17 protein-coding genes are annotated in these 13841 nt (G+C 69.3%); 8 read left to right on the forward strand and 9 right to left on the reverse strand.

The annotated features are described in order from the left end of the window. Positions 1–115 precede the first annotated feature (115 nt). Together V8686_RS01475 and rnhB are read left to right on the forward strand one after the other, a co-directional pair. A complete protein-coding gene (locus V8686_RS01475) occupies positions 116–244 on the forward strand; it encodes a hypothetical protein (protein WP_379702136.1) in 129 nt (42 codons plus the stop codon). Positions 245–293: 49 nt separating this feature from the next. Continuing rightward, positions 294–932, forward strand: a complete 639-nt coding sequence (gene rnhB / locus V8686_RS01480) for a ribonuclease HII (RefSeq protein WP_379702137.1) — start codon at positions 294–296, stop codon at positions 930–932. A gap of 36 nt (positions 933–968) precedes the next feature. On the opposite strand, the gene V8686_RS01485 is transcribed toward rnhB, so the two are convergent. The 7 genes from V8686_RS01485 to V8686_RS01515 form a co-directional block, all read right to left on the reverse strand. Then, positions 969–2531, reverse strand: a complete 1563-nt coding sequence (locus V8686_RS01485; protein ID WP_379702139.1) for a preprotein translocase subunit SecD — start codon at positions 2529–2531, stop codon at positions 969–971. Further along, positions 2531–3406, reverse strand: a complete 876-nt coding sequence (gene secF / locus V8686_RS01490; RefSeq protein WP_379702140.1) for a protein translocase subunit SecF — start codon at positions 3404–3406, stop codon at positions 2531–2533. The genes V8686_RS01485 and secF overlap by 1 nt, the downstream gene beginning before the upstream one ends. A 69-nt stretch (positions 3407–3475) precedes the next feature. Next, positions 3476–3946 (reverse strand): DUF5812 family protein, encoded by a 471-nt coding sequence (locus V8686_RS01495; RefSeq protein WP_379702142.1) that lies wholly within the window; start codon positions 3944–3946, stop codon positions 3476–3478. Positions 3947–3998: 52 nt separating this feature from the next. Continuing rightward, the gene (locus V8686_RS01500) at positions 3999–4508 is read right to left on the reverse strand and encodes a hypothetical protein (protein WP_379702144.1); all 510 of its coding nucleotides are present in this window, start codon (positions 4506–4508) and stop codon (positions 3999–4001) included. Positions 4509–4556: 48 nt separating this feature from the next. Next, positions 4557–5057, reverse strand: a complete 501-nt coding sequence (locus tag V8686_RS01505) for a hypothetical protein (RefSeq protein WP_379702146.1) — start codon at positions 5055–5057, stop codon at positions 4557–4559. Further along, positions 5054–5986, reverse strand: a complete 933-nt coding sequence (gene mch / locus V8686_RS01510) for a methenyltetrahydromethanopterin cyclohydrolase (RefSeq protein WP_379702148.1) — start codon at positions 5984–5986, stop codon at positions 5054–5056. The genes V8686_RS01505 and mch overlap by 4 nt, the downstream gene beginning before the upstream one ends. A 49-nt stretch (positions 5987–6035) precedes the next feature. Then, positions 6036–6350 carry a thiamine-binding protein gene (locus V8686_RS01515; RefSeq protein ID WP_379702149.1) on the reverse strand — a complete coding sequence of 105 codons (315 nt, stop codon included), beginning with the start codon at positions 6348–6350 and terminating at the stop codon, positions 6036–6038. Between the two features lie 79 nt (positions 6351–6429). Between V8686_RS01515 and V8686_RS01520 the strand changes: the two genes are divergently transcribed. The 4 genes from V8686_RS01520 to V8686_RS01535 all read left to right on the forward strand — a co-directional run bounded on the left by V8686_RS01520 (position 6430) and on the right by V8686_RS01535 (position 10035). Further along, on the forward strand, positions 6430–7314 hold the full coding sequence (locus V8686_RS01520; protein ID WP_379702151.1) for an ABC transporter ATP-binding protein: 885 nt from the start codon (positions 6430–6432) through the stop codon (positions 7312–7314). After that, positions 7307–8095: an ABC transporter permease gene (locus tag V8686_RS01525; RefSeq protein ID WP_379702152.1), complete on the forward strand. Its 789-nt coding sequence runs from the start codon at positions 7307–7309 to the stop codon at positions 8093–8095. Before V8686_RS01520 ends, V8686_RS01525 begins: the two co-directional genes overlap by 8 nt. Before the next feature lie 122 nt (positions 8096–8217). Next, positions 8218–9819, forward strand: a complete 1602-nt coding sequence (locus V8686_RS01530) for a COG1361 S-layer family protein (protein WP_379702153.1) — start codon at positions 8218–8220, stop codon at positions 9817–9819. A 45-nt stretch (positions 9820–9864) separates the two neighbouring features. Further along, positions 9865–10035: a hypothetical protein gene (locus V8686_RS01535; RefSeq protein WP_379702154.1), complete on the forward strand. Its 171-nt coding sequence runs from the start codon at positions 9865–9867 to the stop codon at positions 10033–10035. A 47-nt stretch (positions 10036–10082) separates the two neighbouring features. On the opposite strand, the gene V8686_RS01540 is transcribed toward V8686_RS01535, so the two are convergent. Further along, a complete protein-coding gene (locus tag V8686_RS01540; RefSeq protein ID WP_379702155.1) occupies positions 10083–10973 on the reverse strand; it encodes an ArsR/SmtB family transcription factor in 891 nt (296 codons plus the stop codon). A 143-nt stretch (positions 10974–11116) separates the two neighbouring features. On the opposite strand from V8686_RS01540, the gene V8686_RS01545 reads away from it, so the two are divergent. Together V8686_RS01545 and V8686_RS01550 are read left to right on the forward strand one after the other, a co-directional pair. Further along, positions 11117–11893, forward strand: a complete 777-nt coding sequence (locus V8686_RS01545) for a helix-turn-helix transcriptional regulator (RefSeq protein ID WP_379702157.1) — start codon at positions 11117–11119, stop codon at positions 11891–11893. A gap of 43 nt (positions 11894–11936) precedes the next feature. After that, positions 11937–12464, forward strand: coding sequence for a DUF5817 family protein (locus V8686_RS01550; RefSeq protein ID WP_379702158.1), 528 nt, complete (start codon positions 11937–11939; stop codon positions 12462–12464). A gap of 130 nt (positions 12465–12594) precedes the next feature. Here V8686_RS01550 and hmgA read toward each other — a convergent pair whose 3' ends face one another. Continuing rightward, a complete protein-coding gene (gene hmgA / locus V8686_RS01555; RefSeq protein WP_379702160.1) occupies positions 12595–13824 on the reverse strand; it encodes a hydroxymethylglutaryl-CoA reductase (NADPH) in 1230 nt (409 codons plus the stop codon). Positions 13825–13841 lie beyond the last annotated feature (17 nt).

Genomic DNA, 13841 nt, shown 5'->3' on the forward strand with positions numbered 1-13841 from the left:
CACACCCAGTCAGACCGTTTCGCGGCCGCCGCGCTCCGCCCGCCCGACGTGGAGGCCCGCCGTTCACCCAAGAATTATCACGATCCGACCCCCCACATCTGTGGGAGTCAGTACCATGTGCAACCATCACAAACCGATCGAACTGCTCGCGGAGCGCCGCGCGGAGGAAGAGGCGGACGCCGACGCTGACGATGCCGGGGACGCCGCCGAGACGCCGACGCTGACGCCGCCGGCCGACGACTGACCGGGGTCGTCACCCAAACGGCTTTGAACCCGTCCGCGTACCTGCCGGTATGCAAATCGGGGCCGACGAGGCGGGGAAGGGACCGGTGCTCGGGCCGATGGTCGCGGCGGCGGTTCGGGGGCCGACGGACGCCATTCCGACCGGCGTCGACGACTCGAAGCGGCTGGCGCCCGCCACCCGGGAGGAGCTGGCGGCGCGTCTCCGCGACGACGCGGCCGTCGACGTGGGCGTGGCAACCGTGACGCCGGCCCGTATCGACGACCCCGAGACGGATATGAACTCGCTGACCGTCGCGGTCCAAGCCGAGGCCATCGCGGCGGTGGTGGACGCCGACGCCGTCGTCGTCGTCGACGCGGGCGACGTGGACGCCGACCGGTTCGGCCGGCGAGTTCGCGATGCTCTCGACGTCGCCGTGGAGATGCACGCCGAACACCGCGCCGACGAGCGCCACGTCCACGTCGCGGCGGCGAGTGTCGTCGCCAAGGTGGAACGGGACGCCCGGGTCGAAGCGCTGGCCGACGAGTACGGGGACGTGGGGAGCGGCTACCCGAGCGACGACCGGACGCGAACCTTCCTCGCGGAGTACGTCGCCGAGCACGGCCGGCTGCCGCCGTGTGCCCGGGCGTCTTGGGCGACGTGTGACGACGTGCTCGCAGCCGCGGAGCAGTCGTCGCTGTCGGAGTTTTGAGCGTAGCGAAAGGGATGGGGGGGAGAGCGCCCCGGCCTACCGCGTCAGCAGCGCCCGCAAAATGTCCCCGTAGGCGGGCCGGGTGAGGAGGACACCCACGATGACGCCGAGGATGGTGAAGATGGCGAAGCCCTGCAGGTCGCCGAGCGAGAGGACCGCGAGCGGACTCATCGCGATGATGGTCGTCGCGGCGGCGGCGCCGATGACCCAGAACGCTTTGCGGAAGCGCGACTGGAAGACGCGGCGACTGTTCACGTCGCCTTGGGCCATCACCTCGTCGGCGATGATGATGAGGTCGTCCACCCCCGTCCCGATGACGGCGATGAATCCGGCGATCACCGAGAGGTCGAGCGGGTAGCCGATGCCGGCCGCGAAGCCGAGGAGGATCACTACTTCCGAGAGCGCGGTGACGATCATCGGCACCGCGACTTCCACCTCGCCGTAGCGCAGGAAGACGACGCCGGCGACGGCGAAGACGGCGATGAGTCCCGTCAGCAGCGAGTCGGTTCGGAACTGCTGCCCCTGACTGGGCGCGATGTACGACGAAGTGCCCTCGCCGTCCGGGCCGAGGTCGAGGGCGGCCGGGAGCGCACCGGCGCGCAGGTTGATCGCGACGTCCTGTGCCCCGCTGAAGTTCTGGGTCTGGAGGATGAACCGGGGGTCCTGTGCCCAGTCACCGGAGCGCATGTTGCTGGCCAGCCCCGGACTCATTCCGAAGGAGTTGACGACCTGCCCGTCGACGATCAGGAGCAGGCACGGATCGGTGTTGTTGGGCGTCGAGCTGTAACTACAGCGGGTGCCGCCCGGCTGGGCGAGCCCCGTCTGGACCATCTGCTGCTGGTACTGCGGCGCCACGCTCTCGCGCACCACGACCGGCACGTTGGGCAACTCTCCCTCCCCGCCTTGCCTGGCGTTTCCGATGCTCTGGAAGTCGTCCCGTTCGAGCACCGTCATCTGCTCGTAGGCGCCGTCGTCCGCCGGGTAGTAGGCGTCGACGCGGACGTTCCCGCGCTGGTTCACCAGTTCGACGACGCGCTGGCGGTTCTCGTCGGGCACCTCGACGAGAATGAAGTTCTCGCCGGTCGGGGTGGTGATCTGCTGAACCGTGCCACCGGAGAGACCGGCCTCGTTGATCTTGTCCGAGAGGATGTCGACCGTCTGCGTGCGCGTCGCCTCGGTGACGCCGTCGCGCGTCGACTCGTGGGTGTAGCCCGCGGCGTCGAGAGCGCGTCCCAGTTGTTCGGGCGTGACGCCGTCGACGGTCACTTCGACCGTGCCGGTGGTCTGGGTCTGCTGTCGAACGATCACGTCGGCGACGGTCACGTCGTCCAGTTGCCCGGCCACGTCGCGTTCGACCTGTGGCGTCTCGGTTTGCCCGAACTCGACACCGGTGGCGGTGACTCCGACGAGGGGGGCGCGGATGCGCGTCCCGCCGGAGAGCTGGAGCCCGTACTGGAGGTTGGTCACTCCGCTACTCGCGAGTCCCGGCGTGTCGGTGCTCTCCCCGGACCCCATCGTCGGCGAGAATAGCGCGAAGAGGCTCGCGGCGAGCACGACGACGAGCAGGATGACGCGCCAGTTGTCACGGATCGCGCCCATCAGTTGCCCACCCCCTCGTACTTGTACCAGCGAAGGAGACTGAGGTTTAGCATGTAGGTGTTCATCAGGTCAGTCACGAGACCGAAGACGAGGACGGTCCCGATGGCGGCGAGCAGTTGGATGCCGAACAGCGTCGCCACGATGGTCATGACGACCATCGCCGACAGCGACGTGAGCGTCATCGTCACGCCGGTCCGCATCGCGCGGTGGGTCGACTCGTAGAACCCGCCCGAACGCCGGAGGATGTGGTTGTTGAGCAGAATGTCGGAGTCGACGCTGTACCCGATGAGCATCAGGAGGGCGGCGACGGTCCCCAGCGTGAGTTCGATGCCGAGGACGTTCATCAGCGCCACCGGCACCACGATGTCCGAGAACGCGGAGACGACGACGGCGATGGAGGGGACGAACGTCCGGAACATCAGGAAGACGAGGACGCTCATCCCGACGAAGGCGAAGGCGACGCCGCCGAGGGCGAGCTGCTGGGTGCGGGAGCCGAAGCTCGCGGAGACGGTGTAACTCGACTGCACTTCGAAGCCCGCGGCACGCGCCTGTTCTTCCAGCGCCGACACGCCCGTCTGGTCGGTCTGGAACGTCAGAATGTACGTGTCGTCCGAGGGCACGCTCCGGATGGACTCCGGCGCCGGGTCGAACGCTCCCTCGATCCGTTCGCGTGCCTGACCGTCCGGTGCATCGACCGCGACTCGTATCTCCGCACCGCCAGTGAAATCAACGCCGGGGTCTACCGGCGCGCCGGTCGCGACGTACCATCCCCCGATGATCAGGAGGGCAACGGCGAGCACCGCGAGGGGTACGGCCGCGAGCTGGCGATTCGTGTACCGGGTGTAGTCGACCTCCGGTACTTCGAACGCTACCATGCCCGCCGGTCCACCCCGACGCCTACTAAGCCTTCTTATGTCCTCCGGGGCGAGCAGTTCTCGGCAGGGTCACGGCACGTACCGGACACACACCACGCCCGGTTCCGACCGGACGACCACGCGGGCGACGCCGAGACGGGCCGCCCGCGACCGGAGGCCCTCCTCGTCGTCGAGGACGTCGGCCACGGCCGCGTCCGTCTCCGACTCCGGCACGGTGAGGACGTGGAGTTCGCCCGTTCCCGCGCGCTCGCGTCGCGTGAGTTCGCCGACTGCCTGCTCGGCCGCGATGTCGCGGGCGAGCGTCGTCGGCGCCTCCGAACTGTCCTCGACGCTGATCGTCCACCGGTCGGTCACCTCGGCGAGGCGCCAGGCCACTTCCAGCGGCGGTTCCGGCGCGACGGTTCCCTCGACGGCCTCCCCGACCGTCACGTCGGGGTTCGTCGCGAGCGTGTGAACCTGTCCGTCGTCGACGTCGGTGAGGACGGCGGCGTCGTCGTCGGCCGCCGTCACGAGGAACGTACCCGTCTTCTCGTCGGTCATGGAGCGAGGTAGGCGGCCGACGGGTTTCGGCGTTTCGTCACGGGGCGACGGACTACCGCAACAGCCGGTGACAGAGCAGTTCGACGGCCGCCGCCAGCAGCGGCGGGCCGAGACCGGCGAGCTGTGGGAGACCGTACAACGCGGCGATCAGGGGCGCCAGAGTCCCGGTCGGCGTCGTCTGCTGGGCGGGCGGCACCGAGACGACGACCCCGACGTAGAGCGACAGGACGAACAGGTAGCCGGTCGCCGCGAGGGCGGCGTCGTAAGATCCTTCGCTCCCTCCCTCCCGCCGGTGACGACGCGCCACGAACAGAACGGGAGCGACGAGCGGAACGACCACGAACAGACCGACGACGGCGAAAAACGATCGCGAGAGCGTCAGCGACCCGCCACCCCCGCCGGTCGTACCCGCGATGACCACGACCACCGCCGCGATAAAGAGCAGGCTGACCGCGACGGTCAGCAGGCCGCCGACGACCGCGTACGATCGGAACAGCCACGAACTGCTCGCCCGGAACGCGTAGGGGAACGCCCCGACGACGCCGCCGTAGTCGTCTGCCATCGGCGGCGGTAGTGCTCGCGGCGAGTTAACGCGTCCGGATTCGTCCGGTCAGCGCCGCACGAATCGGGCGGGACCGTCGCCGTCGTCGACCCGGTCGGCGGCCTCCAGGAGGACCAGCCACGAGAGCAGGTCGCCAACCCGGTCCCGCCAGATCGACTCCCAGCGCGACGGGTTCTTGTGCCGCTCCCAGACGGGAACCGACCCCCGGAGGGTCTCGAACACGTCGTCGGCCGTCCGTGGGTCGTCGGTGTCGAGGGCGTCCCGGACGGCTTCGGCGGCGAAGACCCGGTCGAGGAGCGCCGCGCGGCACCCCGTGACCGTCGGATCGACGTCCGTTCGCCGGAACCCCGAGGGCGTCTCCTCGGCGAGTTCGAGCGCGCGGAGGAAGGTGAGCCAGGTCCGCGCCACGTCGCGACTCGGGAGGTCGAGGCGGTCCATCAGTCGGGCACAGCAGTCGTCCTCGGTGCCGGGGACCAGCGGCACCGCGCGCTGGGCGCGTTCGACGAAGTCGAACGCGTCGGGCGCGGCGGGGACGAGTTTGAACTTCACAGCCCGAACGACTCAGCCAGCAGGTCGTGGTTCGTCTCGCCCAGCGCGTAGGTCGGACCGTCGATGACGTCGACGGTCACCTGCGCGGGTGCGAAGACCGATTCGGGCACTTCGTAGAAGTCCCAGTCGGCGTCCTCGAACACCTGTTCGAAGGGGGTTTCGTACTCCGTGGCGGCCGTCGAGGGCACCTCGTCGAAGCGGTCGAAGTCCTCGCGCACCTGCACGTACACCTGTCCTCCGTAGGCCAGCGCGTCGTTGGTCCGGCCCATCGCTACGCTCTCGTCGTGGCTGACGGGGGCGACTGGGGCGCTCCCCGCCGCCGACACCACGTCCGTCGGGTCGTAGCCGAGTTCGAACAGGCGAAAGAGCGCGAGTTCGGGCGCGCGGGCGGCGGCGCTGACACTCCCGGCCATCGATCCCGTGGGGTACGTCGGCAGGAACACGCCGCTCGGGGCGACGCCGGTTCGGTCGGCCACCTGTTCGGCCGCGGCGTCGCCCGGCAACGACGCCGCCTCGACGGTCAGGACGGTCAGGTCGAACTCGTCGTAGTAGCCCACGACTTCGAACTCGTGTTCCTCACCCACGAGCGCCCGCGCCGGTCCCGACCCGAGGCCGTCGATGCCCTCGGCGACGAGTTCCCAGCCCGCCTTCTGCGAGCAGAGCAGGGCGAGCGCCGGCTTGTCCGTCGTGAGTTCGACGTAGGGGAACGGTGTCCCCGCCACCTCGTCCATCCGGGTCTGGATCGTCGCCAGTCCCGCGGTCTGAATCTCCGCGAGCAACAGTCCGGCTTCGAGTCCGCCCGCGGCCGCGACGCCGAAGTCGAGGACCGTCGCCCCCGAGTCGAGTTCGGTCACGTCGACGTTGAGTTCGCCGGCGAAGTCGATGGCTTCGTCGACGAGTTCGACGGCCATCCGATTGAGACTCTCCATACCTGCGGGTTGGGCGCTTTCGGTTAAATGGGTTGTCGGTGGCGGCCGCTCACTCCCGGTCGCTCCGCGCCGGCCGTCCCAGTACGGTCTCGACGCCCTCGACTTTCGCGGCGGCCGACGCGTCGCTCGTCCGCTTGTCGTCGATTTTCAACACCGTACTCACCCGGTCGGCCTCGACGGCTCGGTGGGCGGCCTCGCAGGCCGCAAACAGCGTCCCCACGTCGTCGGCTTCGATCACCGTCCCCATCGGGTTGGTCTCGTAGCACACGTCGAAGTCCTCCAGTGCGGCCACCGCATCGGCCACGTCCGCGGCCATGCTCCCCTCTTTCACCGGCGCGACGCTCAGCAGTGCAACGGCGGTCATGGGCGCTATAGGGCCGGGGGACGGATGGCGGTTGCGCACCGACCGGGGATATATCTCCCGTGGCCCCGTGGGCGACGGTATGGCCGCCATCGAGGTGGAAGGACTGACCAAGGCCTACGGCGATACGCTGGCCAACGACCACCTCGACTTCGCCATCGAGCGTGGCGAAATCTTCGGCTATCTCGGGCCGAACGGCGCGGGCAAGTCCACGACGATCCGACAGCTCATGGGCTTCCAGTCGCCGACGGCAGGCACCGCGCGCGTCCTCGGTGCCGACGTCCGCGACGAGGCGGCGCTCCGGGAGACTCGCGCCCGGATCGGCTTCCTCCCCGGGGAACTCGCCTTCACCCCGTCGGTCACCGGCGACGAGTTCCTCGACTATCAGGCCGCGCTCAAGGGCGGCGAGCGTCGCGACGAACTGCTCGACCTGTTTACACCGCCCCTCGACCGGAAGATCCGGGAGTACTCCACCGGGAACAAGCAGATGCTCGGCATCGTCCAGGCATTCATGCACGACCCCGACCTAGTCGTTATGGACGAACCGACCTCTGGACTGGACCCGCTCAAACAGGAGGCGTTCAATCGCTTTCTCCGCGCAGAACGCGACCGAGGCAAGACCGTCTTCTTCTCCTCACACGTCCTCGGCGAGGTCCGCCGGGTCTGTGACCGCGTCGGCATCATCCGGGAGGGCCGACTGGTCACCGTCGAGGACGTCGAGGAGCTGCTGGCTCGCGGGGGCAAGCGCGTCCGCGTTCACACCGAAGCGCCGCTGACGGCCGCTGACCTCGGCGTCGACGGCATCGTCGACTTCGCCGCGGAGGGGGGCGAAGCACAGTTCACCTTCACCGGCGACTACGACGCGTTGTTCGCCGCCCTGGCCGCCCGCCGCATCGTCGACATCGAAATCGACGAACCACCCATCGAGGACGTGTTCATGCACTTCTACGGGGGCGACGATGCTTGAGACCACGCGGTACGAGGCGCGCCAGCGCGTCCGTGGCACCCTCGCGCTGACCGTCCTCCTCGGCGCCTTCGCGCTCCTCATCATCTACATCTTCCCCACCATCGCCGAATCGAGCGCCGACATCGACGCGCTGATCGAGTCACTGCCGGAGTCGTTCCGAGAGGGGTTCGGCGCCGAAACGTACACCACCATCGAGGGCTTCGTCGCGGCGGAACTCTACCAGACGGTATGGGTGTTGCTCCTCGGTCTCTACGTTGCCTACGCGGCCGCCGGCACCCTCGCCGACGACGTCGAGTCCGGGCGCCTGTATCTGGTACTCGCGGCACCCATCTCCCGGAAGCGGGTCGCCTTCGAGAAGTTTCTCTCCCTCGGCGTCCCCATCGTCACGCTCAACCTGGCGATGCCGCTCGTCGTCTTCGGGGGCACTATCGCCATCGACTACCCGCTCGACCCCTACTACCTGCTGGTCGTCCACGCCCTCTCGGTTCCGTACCTCCTCGTCTGTGGCGGAATCGGACTCCTCCTCTCGGTCGTGCTGAACCGCGGTGACACCGCCCAGCGTGCCGGAATCGCGCTCGTCTTCCTGCTCTTTCTCGTCGACTCGGTGACGCTCGGCACGGACTTCGAGTGGCTGGGTGCGATCAGCCCGACGCGTTACATCGACCCGACGGAGGTCCTCCTCCACGAGACGGTCGACCTCGCCGACTCCCTGTTGTTGCTCGTCGTCGCGACCCTCCTGGTGGTCGTCAGTTTGCTCCACTTCCAGCGGCGGGATCTGTAGATCATGATTCTGCCCCAACCATTTATGCGGGGCGGCGGTCCTATTCGGGGTATGACCGTCGGCGCCCCCGCGCTACTGCCCTCCGACCGACGCCGGCCGCGACGAGCGAGGCAGTCGAGTAGATGACTGCGTCGCGAACGCTCGCCGGCGTCGTGGCGCTCACGCTGTTGCTGGCGGCGGCGCCCCCGGCGCTCGGCGCCGATCAGGTGATCGGATCCCCGGATATCTCCCTGTTCACACCCGACGACGAGGTGACGCCCGGCGAGGAGGTTTCCCTCCCCGTCTACCTGTCGAACAGCGGGGAGTTGCGACGCGCCGGCCCGGAGCAGTACGTCGACCGTGTAACCACCGCTCGCGGACTGACGTTCTCCGTCTCGCCCGGATCGGCGCCCGTCGAGATCAACACGGGGCGCTATCCCGCCGGGAGCGTCCCCGAGGGGACCGCAGGACCCTATCCCGTCTCGATCACGGTGGCGGAGAACGCGACGCCGGGGACCTACCGGCTGCCGGTCCGCGTCCAGTACACGTACACGTACTTCGTGGAGTACGGTACCTCCCCGCCCGAGTTCGTCGACAGCGTCCACGACCAGCGCCACTATCTGACACTCCGGGTTCGGGACGTTCCTCGATTCGAACTCGTCGACTCGGCGTCGTCGGTCGGGGTCTCCGGCCGCGGCAACGTCTCCGTCACCGTCCGCAACGTCGGCACCGATCCCGCGCGGGACGCGACGCTCCAACTCGGCTCCCCCTCCGGGGAACTCCGTCTCGGGACGCGCTCGACCGGTGCCCGCGCGTTCACGGGGACCTGGAACTCAGGCGAGAACCGCACGTTCGCGTTCACCGCGAGCGCCACGGCCGACGCGATGGTGCGGGAGTACCCCCTGTCCGGCCGCGTCACCTACCGGGACCGCGACGGCATCCAGCGCACCTCCCGCGAACTGACGACGGGGGTCACGCCGCTTCCCGAACAGGCGTTCGCGGCGTCGAACGTCTCGGGCGACCTCCACGTCGGCGAACCCGGGACGATCCGAGGAATGGTCACGAACACCGGGCCGCGGACGGTCCGCGACGCGGTTCTCGTCTACCGCTCGTCGAACCCCAACGTCGATCCCACCGACACCGAGGTGTCGCTCGGCCGCCTCGCCCCCGGGGAGCGACGCACCTTCGCGTTCGACGTGGCCGTCTCGGAGCGGGCGACGCCCACCACCCAGCAGTTGAACCTCACCGTCCGGTACCGCGACGACCGCCGCACCCGGCAGGTGAGCGAACCGCTGGAGCCCTCGGCTCGGATCGCCCCCGAGCGCGACTGGCTGTCGGTGACGCGCGGCGAGACGACCTTCGACATCGACACGGACAACCGCATGACCGTCCGCATCCGGAACGTCGAGGACGTCACGCTCACCGACGTGGTCGCGCGACTCGCCATCTCCGAACCGTTCGCCAGCGAGTCGCGGGTTGCCTACGTCGACCGACTGGCCCCGAACGAGACGGCCACCCTCGCGTTCGGACTCACCGTCTCCGAGGACGCGGTGCCGACGCAGTCGTCGGTACGGATGAACGTCACGGCCGACCGACCCGACGGCGAGACCATCGACGCCGGCGCGTACGAGGTTCCCGTCACCGTCGCCGCGGAGTCCGGACCGACCGACACGGTGATTCTCGTGGCGTGGCTCGGCGTCGTCCTCGCCCTCCTCGGCGGCGGCTGGTGGTGGCTCCGGCGGTAGCCAACCACACCCAATCGGGAGGTCGACTCGCGCCAGTTCTCGGCTATGGACGCCTGCATACTGGGCTGTGACGTAACCGCACACGACCCGGTGTCCGTGGATGAAGCCGTCGAAGGCGAGCGGACTCCTGCCGATCCGTTCCGTAACGATGGCCGTCTCGCGGCCCACGTCGACGCCGCCAGGCTGGCCACGGGATCGGTCCGTCGCGTCGACTGATCCTGTCGGCTGTCACTGTGTCGAGAGAGCCGGCATATGGCCGTCTCTCACCGACACACTCCGACCACCGACGGACCGTCGTCCAGTCGAATCCGGAGCGTCTCGTCCTCGCAGTCGACCCGCACCGTCGCTCGCCAGGGCTCGGTGTCCGTGACGGTCGTTCGTTCGTCCGAGGCGGCGAACGGCAGCGTCCAGACGTGCCGGCGCGTCACGTCGACGCCGTGATCGTGAAAGAAGGAGACGACGGCGGGATGGGTGACGACGAGTCCCCCGAGACGCGTGTAGAGCGACCCGTCACACGTCCCGCAGGTGTGGAGCACCCGGTGTTCGATAGCCGGGTTGTCCCGCTGGGGCATCTCGGCCTCCCTCGGCAGGACGCGTGCGTCCATCCGGCCACAGCACCAGGGACAGACGCCTTTCGCCATCGACGCGATTTCGCGCTGGATGCGTTCGTTGGTGGCCCGGAGGACGCCCTCCCGTTCCCGCTCGGCCAGACTGCTCGGCGGGCAGAAGTACTTGTAAAACACCGCCCCACAGTCGTCGTCGCTACAGCGCACCCGAAACAGGCTGTCGTGGTAGCCGGCCACCTGCGGGGCGCCACAGACGTGACAGTCGACGCCGATGTCGAATGGGTCGATCCGGACCCGTTCGGTGAAGGTGCCGGCCTTCATCGCCTGATACACCCGGACACCGGGGTAGCTGAGGCGATAGCCCTCCCCCGTCTCCTCGACGAACTGGCCGACCAGCCGTTTCAGGTGGTAGTTGAACCGGCCGCTGCCCGAGATGTCGGCCCGGCGTCGCAACTCCGAGAATGGGAGCGTCTCCGGCACCCCTGGCGTCGACGCGTCGCCGAGGGCTTGGATGATCTTGATCCGCGTCCGGTCGGCCAGCAGCGTGAACGCGTCGTCCGGACGCAGGCTCTCGCTGTCTTCCGTCACCGTCTCGACGTGCGTGGCGAGCGTACATATACGCTTGGCTCACCGCCGGGACGCCGCCGCCGTCGGCGAGTCACGGGGCGTCGACGGCTTGGTGAATCACGCCGGGGGTTTTAGAGGCGTGGCGAGTCACTGTCGACCGACCGATGTCGGACACCGCGCTCGAATACTTGCTCGGTTCGGCCACGCGTCCCGAGACGTTGACCGCCCTTCGAGAAGGGGGGTACCTCTCAGCACGGCAGCTCGAAGAGCGGGTGTCCGCGTCCCGGCGCACGCTGAAGCGAACGTTGCGGACGATGGAGTCCCGCGGCTGGGTTCGCTCCGTCGACGGCGGCTACGAACTCACGGCTATGGGCGCCACCATGCTCTCGTCCTACGACTGCTTCCGGCGGCGGGAGCGTCTCGCCGAGGAGGCCCGCCCGTTCCTCGAACGGACACCCGCGTCGGCCTTCGACCTCGACGTCGAGGCGCTGGCCGACGCGACTGTCGTTCGGCCCGACACCGACCCCACCGCCCCCGTGGATCGGCTCCTCGAACTCCGAGCCGACGCGACCCGCATCCGGGAGGTCGCTCCGTTCCTCCTCAACGATACGGTCGAGCAACTCGCCACCCGCGTAGAGCACGATCCCACCCTCCAAGAGGTAACGCTCGTCCTCGAAGAGGCCACGCCGCACCCGTCGGAGTTCTCGCCGACGTACTGTGACCGGTTCCGGGCGGTCGTCGACTCGCCGCGCACCGACGTCTACGTCGCCGCCGCCGACGTCCCGTTCGCGTTCGGTGTCGCCGACGGCCACGCCTTCCTCGGCTCGTCGGGGGTCGACGACATGGCGGGGGCCCTCCTCGAGAGCGACGACGAGGCCGTCGTCGACTGGGTCGACCGGTCGATCGACCGGTGCCTCGACCACGCCGACCCCCTGTCGTAGCGGGACGACGGGTTCATTACCGGAAGCGCGCAACGTCGCCACCATGTACGCGGTGGTCGGCTGTAACGAGTGTCACGCGCTGTGGTTGCTCGCGGACCCGAAGACGGCGGAGACGGCGACCTGTCCGCGCTGCCGGCACCGCCACCGGACGGCGAATCTGAAGCGACTGTACACCGCCGCGGACCGCGACGCCGCCCGCGAGGCGCGCGCGGCGATGCTCGCCGACCGGGCCGACGCGACCGACGCCTTCGAATCGACACCCTCGGTGACCGACCTGGACGCCGTCGCCGACGAGGCCGTCGTCGACGACCGGGAGTATCTCGACGCGGCGGGGGTCGACGCCGACGCCGCCGAGGCGGCGGGTGAGCGAGCGACACGGGGTGGCGGGAGTCGGAGCCGCCCCGAAATCGTCCGCGACGCCATCCGTACCCTCGACGCCCCTGCGGAGGAGGACGTCCTCGAGTACGCGACCGAGCACGGTGTCCCCCCGGACGCCGCGACCGATCTGCTCGACCGACTGGTGCGGCGCGGCGAGGCCAGCGAATCCGGGGGCACGTACCGGCTACTCTAGAGCAGGACCGTACCGCCGACTGTACGTCGGCACGAGTGAGTATCCCGAGACAGTTACGGCCGACCGTCGCAGGAATCGGCGGGTCGTCGGCGCCGGGACGACGGTGCCCGGCAGTCGCTGCGGGCGGTCGTCAACGGCCGAGCGACTCGTGGGCCGAGGAGAGGTGTCGGGAGCCGAGCGCCGCGAGCAGGGAGAGTTCGCCAGCCAGCGCGCCGACGGCGATGGCCTCGGCGAGGGCGTCGGCGTTCGATCCGGCGGGGTCGCCGCCGCCGGCGACGCCCAACAGTTCGAGTCCTTCCCCCTGTGTCGGCAGTTTCGTGCCGCCGCCGACGGTCCCAATCTCCAGACTCGCGAGCGAGACGCTCACGTACAGGCCCGCCTCGCGCACCTCGGCGGTCGTAATCGCGTTCGCCCCCTCGACCACCTGGGCGGCGTCCTGCCCCGTCGCGAGGAACATGGCGGCGACGACGTTGGCGACGTGGGCGTTGAAACCGAGACTCCCGGCCTTGGCGCTTCCCACGTGGTTCTTGCGCGTGTTCACCTCGGCGACGGCCTCCGGCGTCGTGTGCAGGCGCTCCTCCACGACGCCGCGGGGGAGGGTCACGTCCGCGGTGACGGACCGCCCGCGTCCCTCCACGGCGTTGATCGCCGCCGGCTTCTTGTCCGTACAGAGGTTGCCCGAGAGCGCGACCAGCGAGGCGCTCGTCTCCGCCTCGACCACTTCGGCGGCCGCCCGAGTGGCGATGGTGGCCATGTTCATCCCCATCGCGTCCTTGGTGTCGTAGCGGAAACGCAGGAAGACGGAGTCGCCGACGACGTAGGGAGTCACGCCCTGCAGTTCGCCGTGACTGGTCGTCGCCTCGGCGGCCTCCCGGAGAGTCCCCTCGTTGTCCCGAACCCACGCGACGAGCGCCTCGGCCTCCGCGACGTCGGCCACCCGGAAGACGGGCGCGCGAGTCATCCCCGATTTGGTGACGCGGGCGGTGGCGCCCCCGGCGGCGTCGACCACCGAACAGCCGCGGTTGACGCTGGCGATCAGAGCACCTTCCGTCGTCGCCATCGGGAGGTACCGCTCCCCGTCGAGGGCGCCGCCGTCGACGGTCACCGGCCCGGCGACGCCCATCGGAATCTGGGCCGCGCCGATCATGTTCTCGATGTTGGCGTCGGCGCGGTCGGCCGGGAAGCCGTAGGCGCCGACGGCGTCGAGGGAGACGCCCGTCTCGGATTCGACGAGGCGCCGTCTCGCCGTCGCCGCGGTGTCGGCGTCGGCGTGCTCTTCGAGTTCGTGGACCCGCAGGTCGCCGTCGCGGACCCGCCGGACGAGGGCGTCCGCGCCGGTCGCATCCGAGTCGTCGGTCATGCCCGAGTCGTGGCGTC

This window comes from Haloplanus litoreus (assembly GCF_045690335.1).
GTDB classification, from domain to species: Archaea; Halobacteriota; Halobacteria; order Halobacteriales; family Haloferacaceae; genus Haloplanus; species Haloplanus litoreus.

Bases quoted from the DNA above. Each gene is read 5' to 3' on its own strand.
- V8686_RS01500 (WP_379702144.1), bottom strand. From the start codon at position 4,508: ATGGCAGACGACTACGGCGGCGTCGTCGGGGCGTTCCCCTACGCGTTC.
- V8686_RS01530 (WP_379702153.1), top strand. From the start codon at position 8,218: ATGACTGCGTCGCGAACGCTCGCCGGCGTCGTGGCGCTCACGCTGTTG.
- V8686_RS01495 (WP_379702142.1), bottom strand. From the start codon at position 3,946: ATGACCGACGAGAAGACGGGTACGTTCCTCGTGACGGCGGCCGACGAC.
- V8686_RS01535 (WP_379702154.1), top strand. From the start codon at position 9,865: ATGGACGCCTGCATACTGGGCTGTGACGTAACCGCACACGACCCGGTG.
- V8686_RS01515 (WP_379702149.1), bottom strand. From the start codon at position 6,350: ATGACCGCCGTTGCACTGCTGAGCGTCGCGCCGGTGAAAGAGGGGAGC.
- rnhB (WP_379702137.1), top strand. From the start codon at position 294: ATGCAAATCGGGGCCGACGAGGCGGGGAAGGGACCGGTGCTCGGGCCG.
- V8686_RS01520 (WP_379702151.1), top strand. From the start codon at position 6,430: ATGGCCGCCATCGAGGTGGAAGGACTGACCAAGGCCTACGGCGATACG.
- V8686_RS01550 (WP_379702158.1), top strand. From the start codon at position 11,937: ATGTACGCGGTGGTCGGCTGTAACGAGTGTCACGCGCTGTGGTTGCTC.
- hmgA (WP_379702160.1), bottom strand. From the start codon at position 13,824: ATGACCGACGACTCGGATGCGACCGGCGCGGACGCCCTCGTCCGGCGG.
- secF (WP_379702140.1), bottom strand. From the start codon at position 3,406: ATGGTAGCGTTCGAAGTACCGGAGGTCGACTACACCCGGTACACGAAT.
- V8686_RS01475 (WP_379702136.1), top strand. From the start codon at position 116: ATGTGCAACCATCACAAACCGATCGAACTGCTCGCGGAGCGCCGCGCG.
- V8686_RS01545 (WP_379702157.1), top strand. From the start codon at position 11,117: ATGTCGGACACCGCGCTCGAATACTTGCTCGGTTCGGCCACGCGTCCC.
- V8686_RS01525 (WP_379702152.1), top strand. From the start codon at position 7,307: ATGCTTGAGACCACGCGGTACGAGGCGCGCCAGCGCGTCCGTGGCACC.
- mch (WP_379702148.1), bottom strand. From the start codon at position 5,986: ATGGAGAGTCTCAATCGGATGGCCGTCGAACTCGTCGACGAAGCCATC.
- V8686_RS01485 (WP_379702139.1), bottom strand. From the start codon at position 2,531: ATGGGCGCGATCCGTGACAACTGGCGCGTCATCCTGCTCGTCGTCGTG.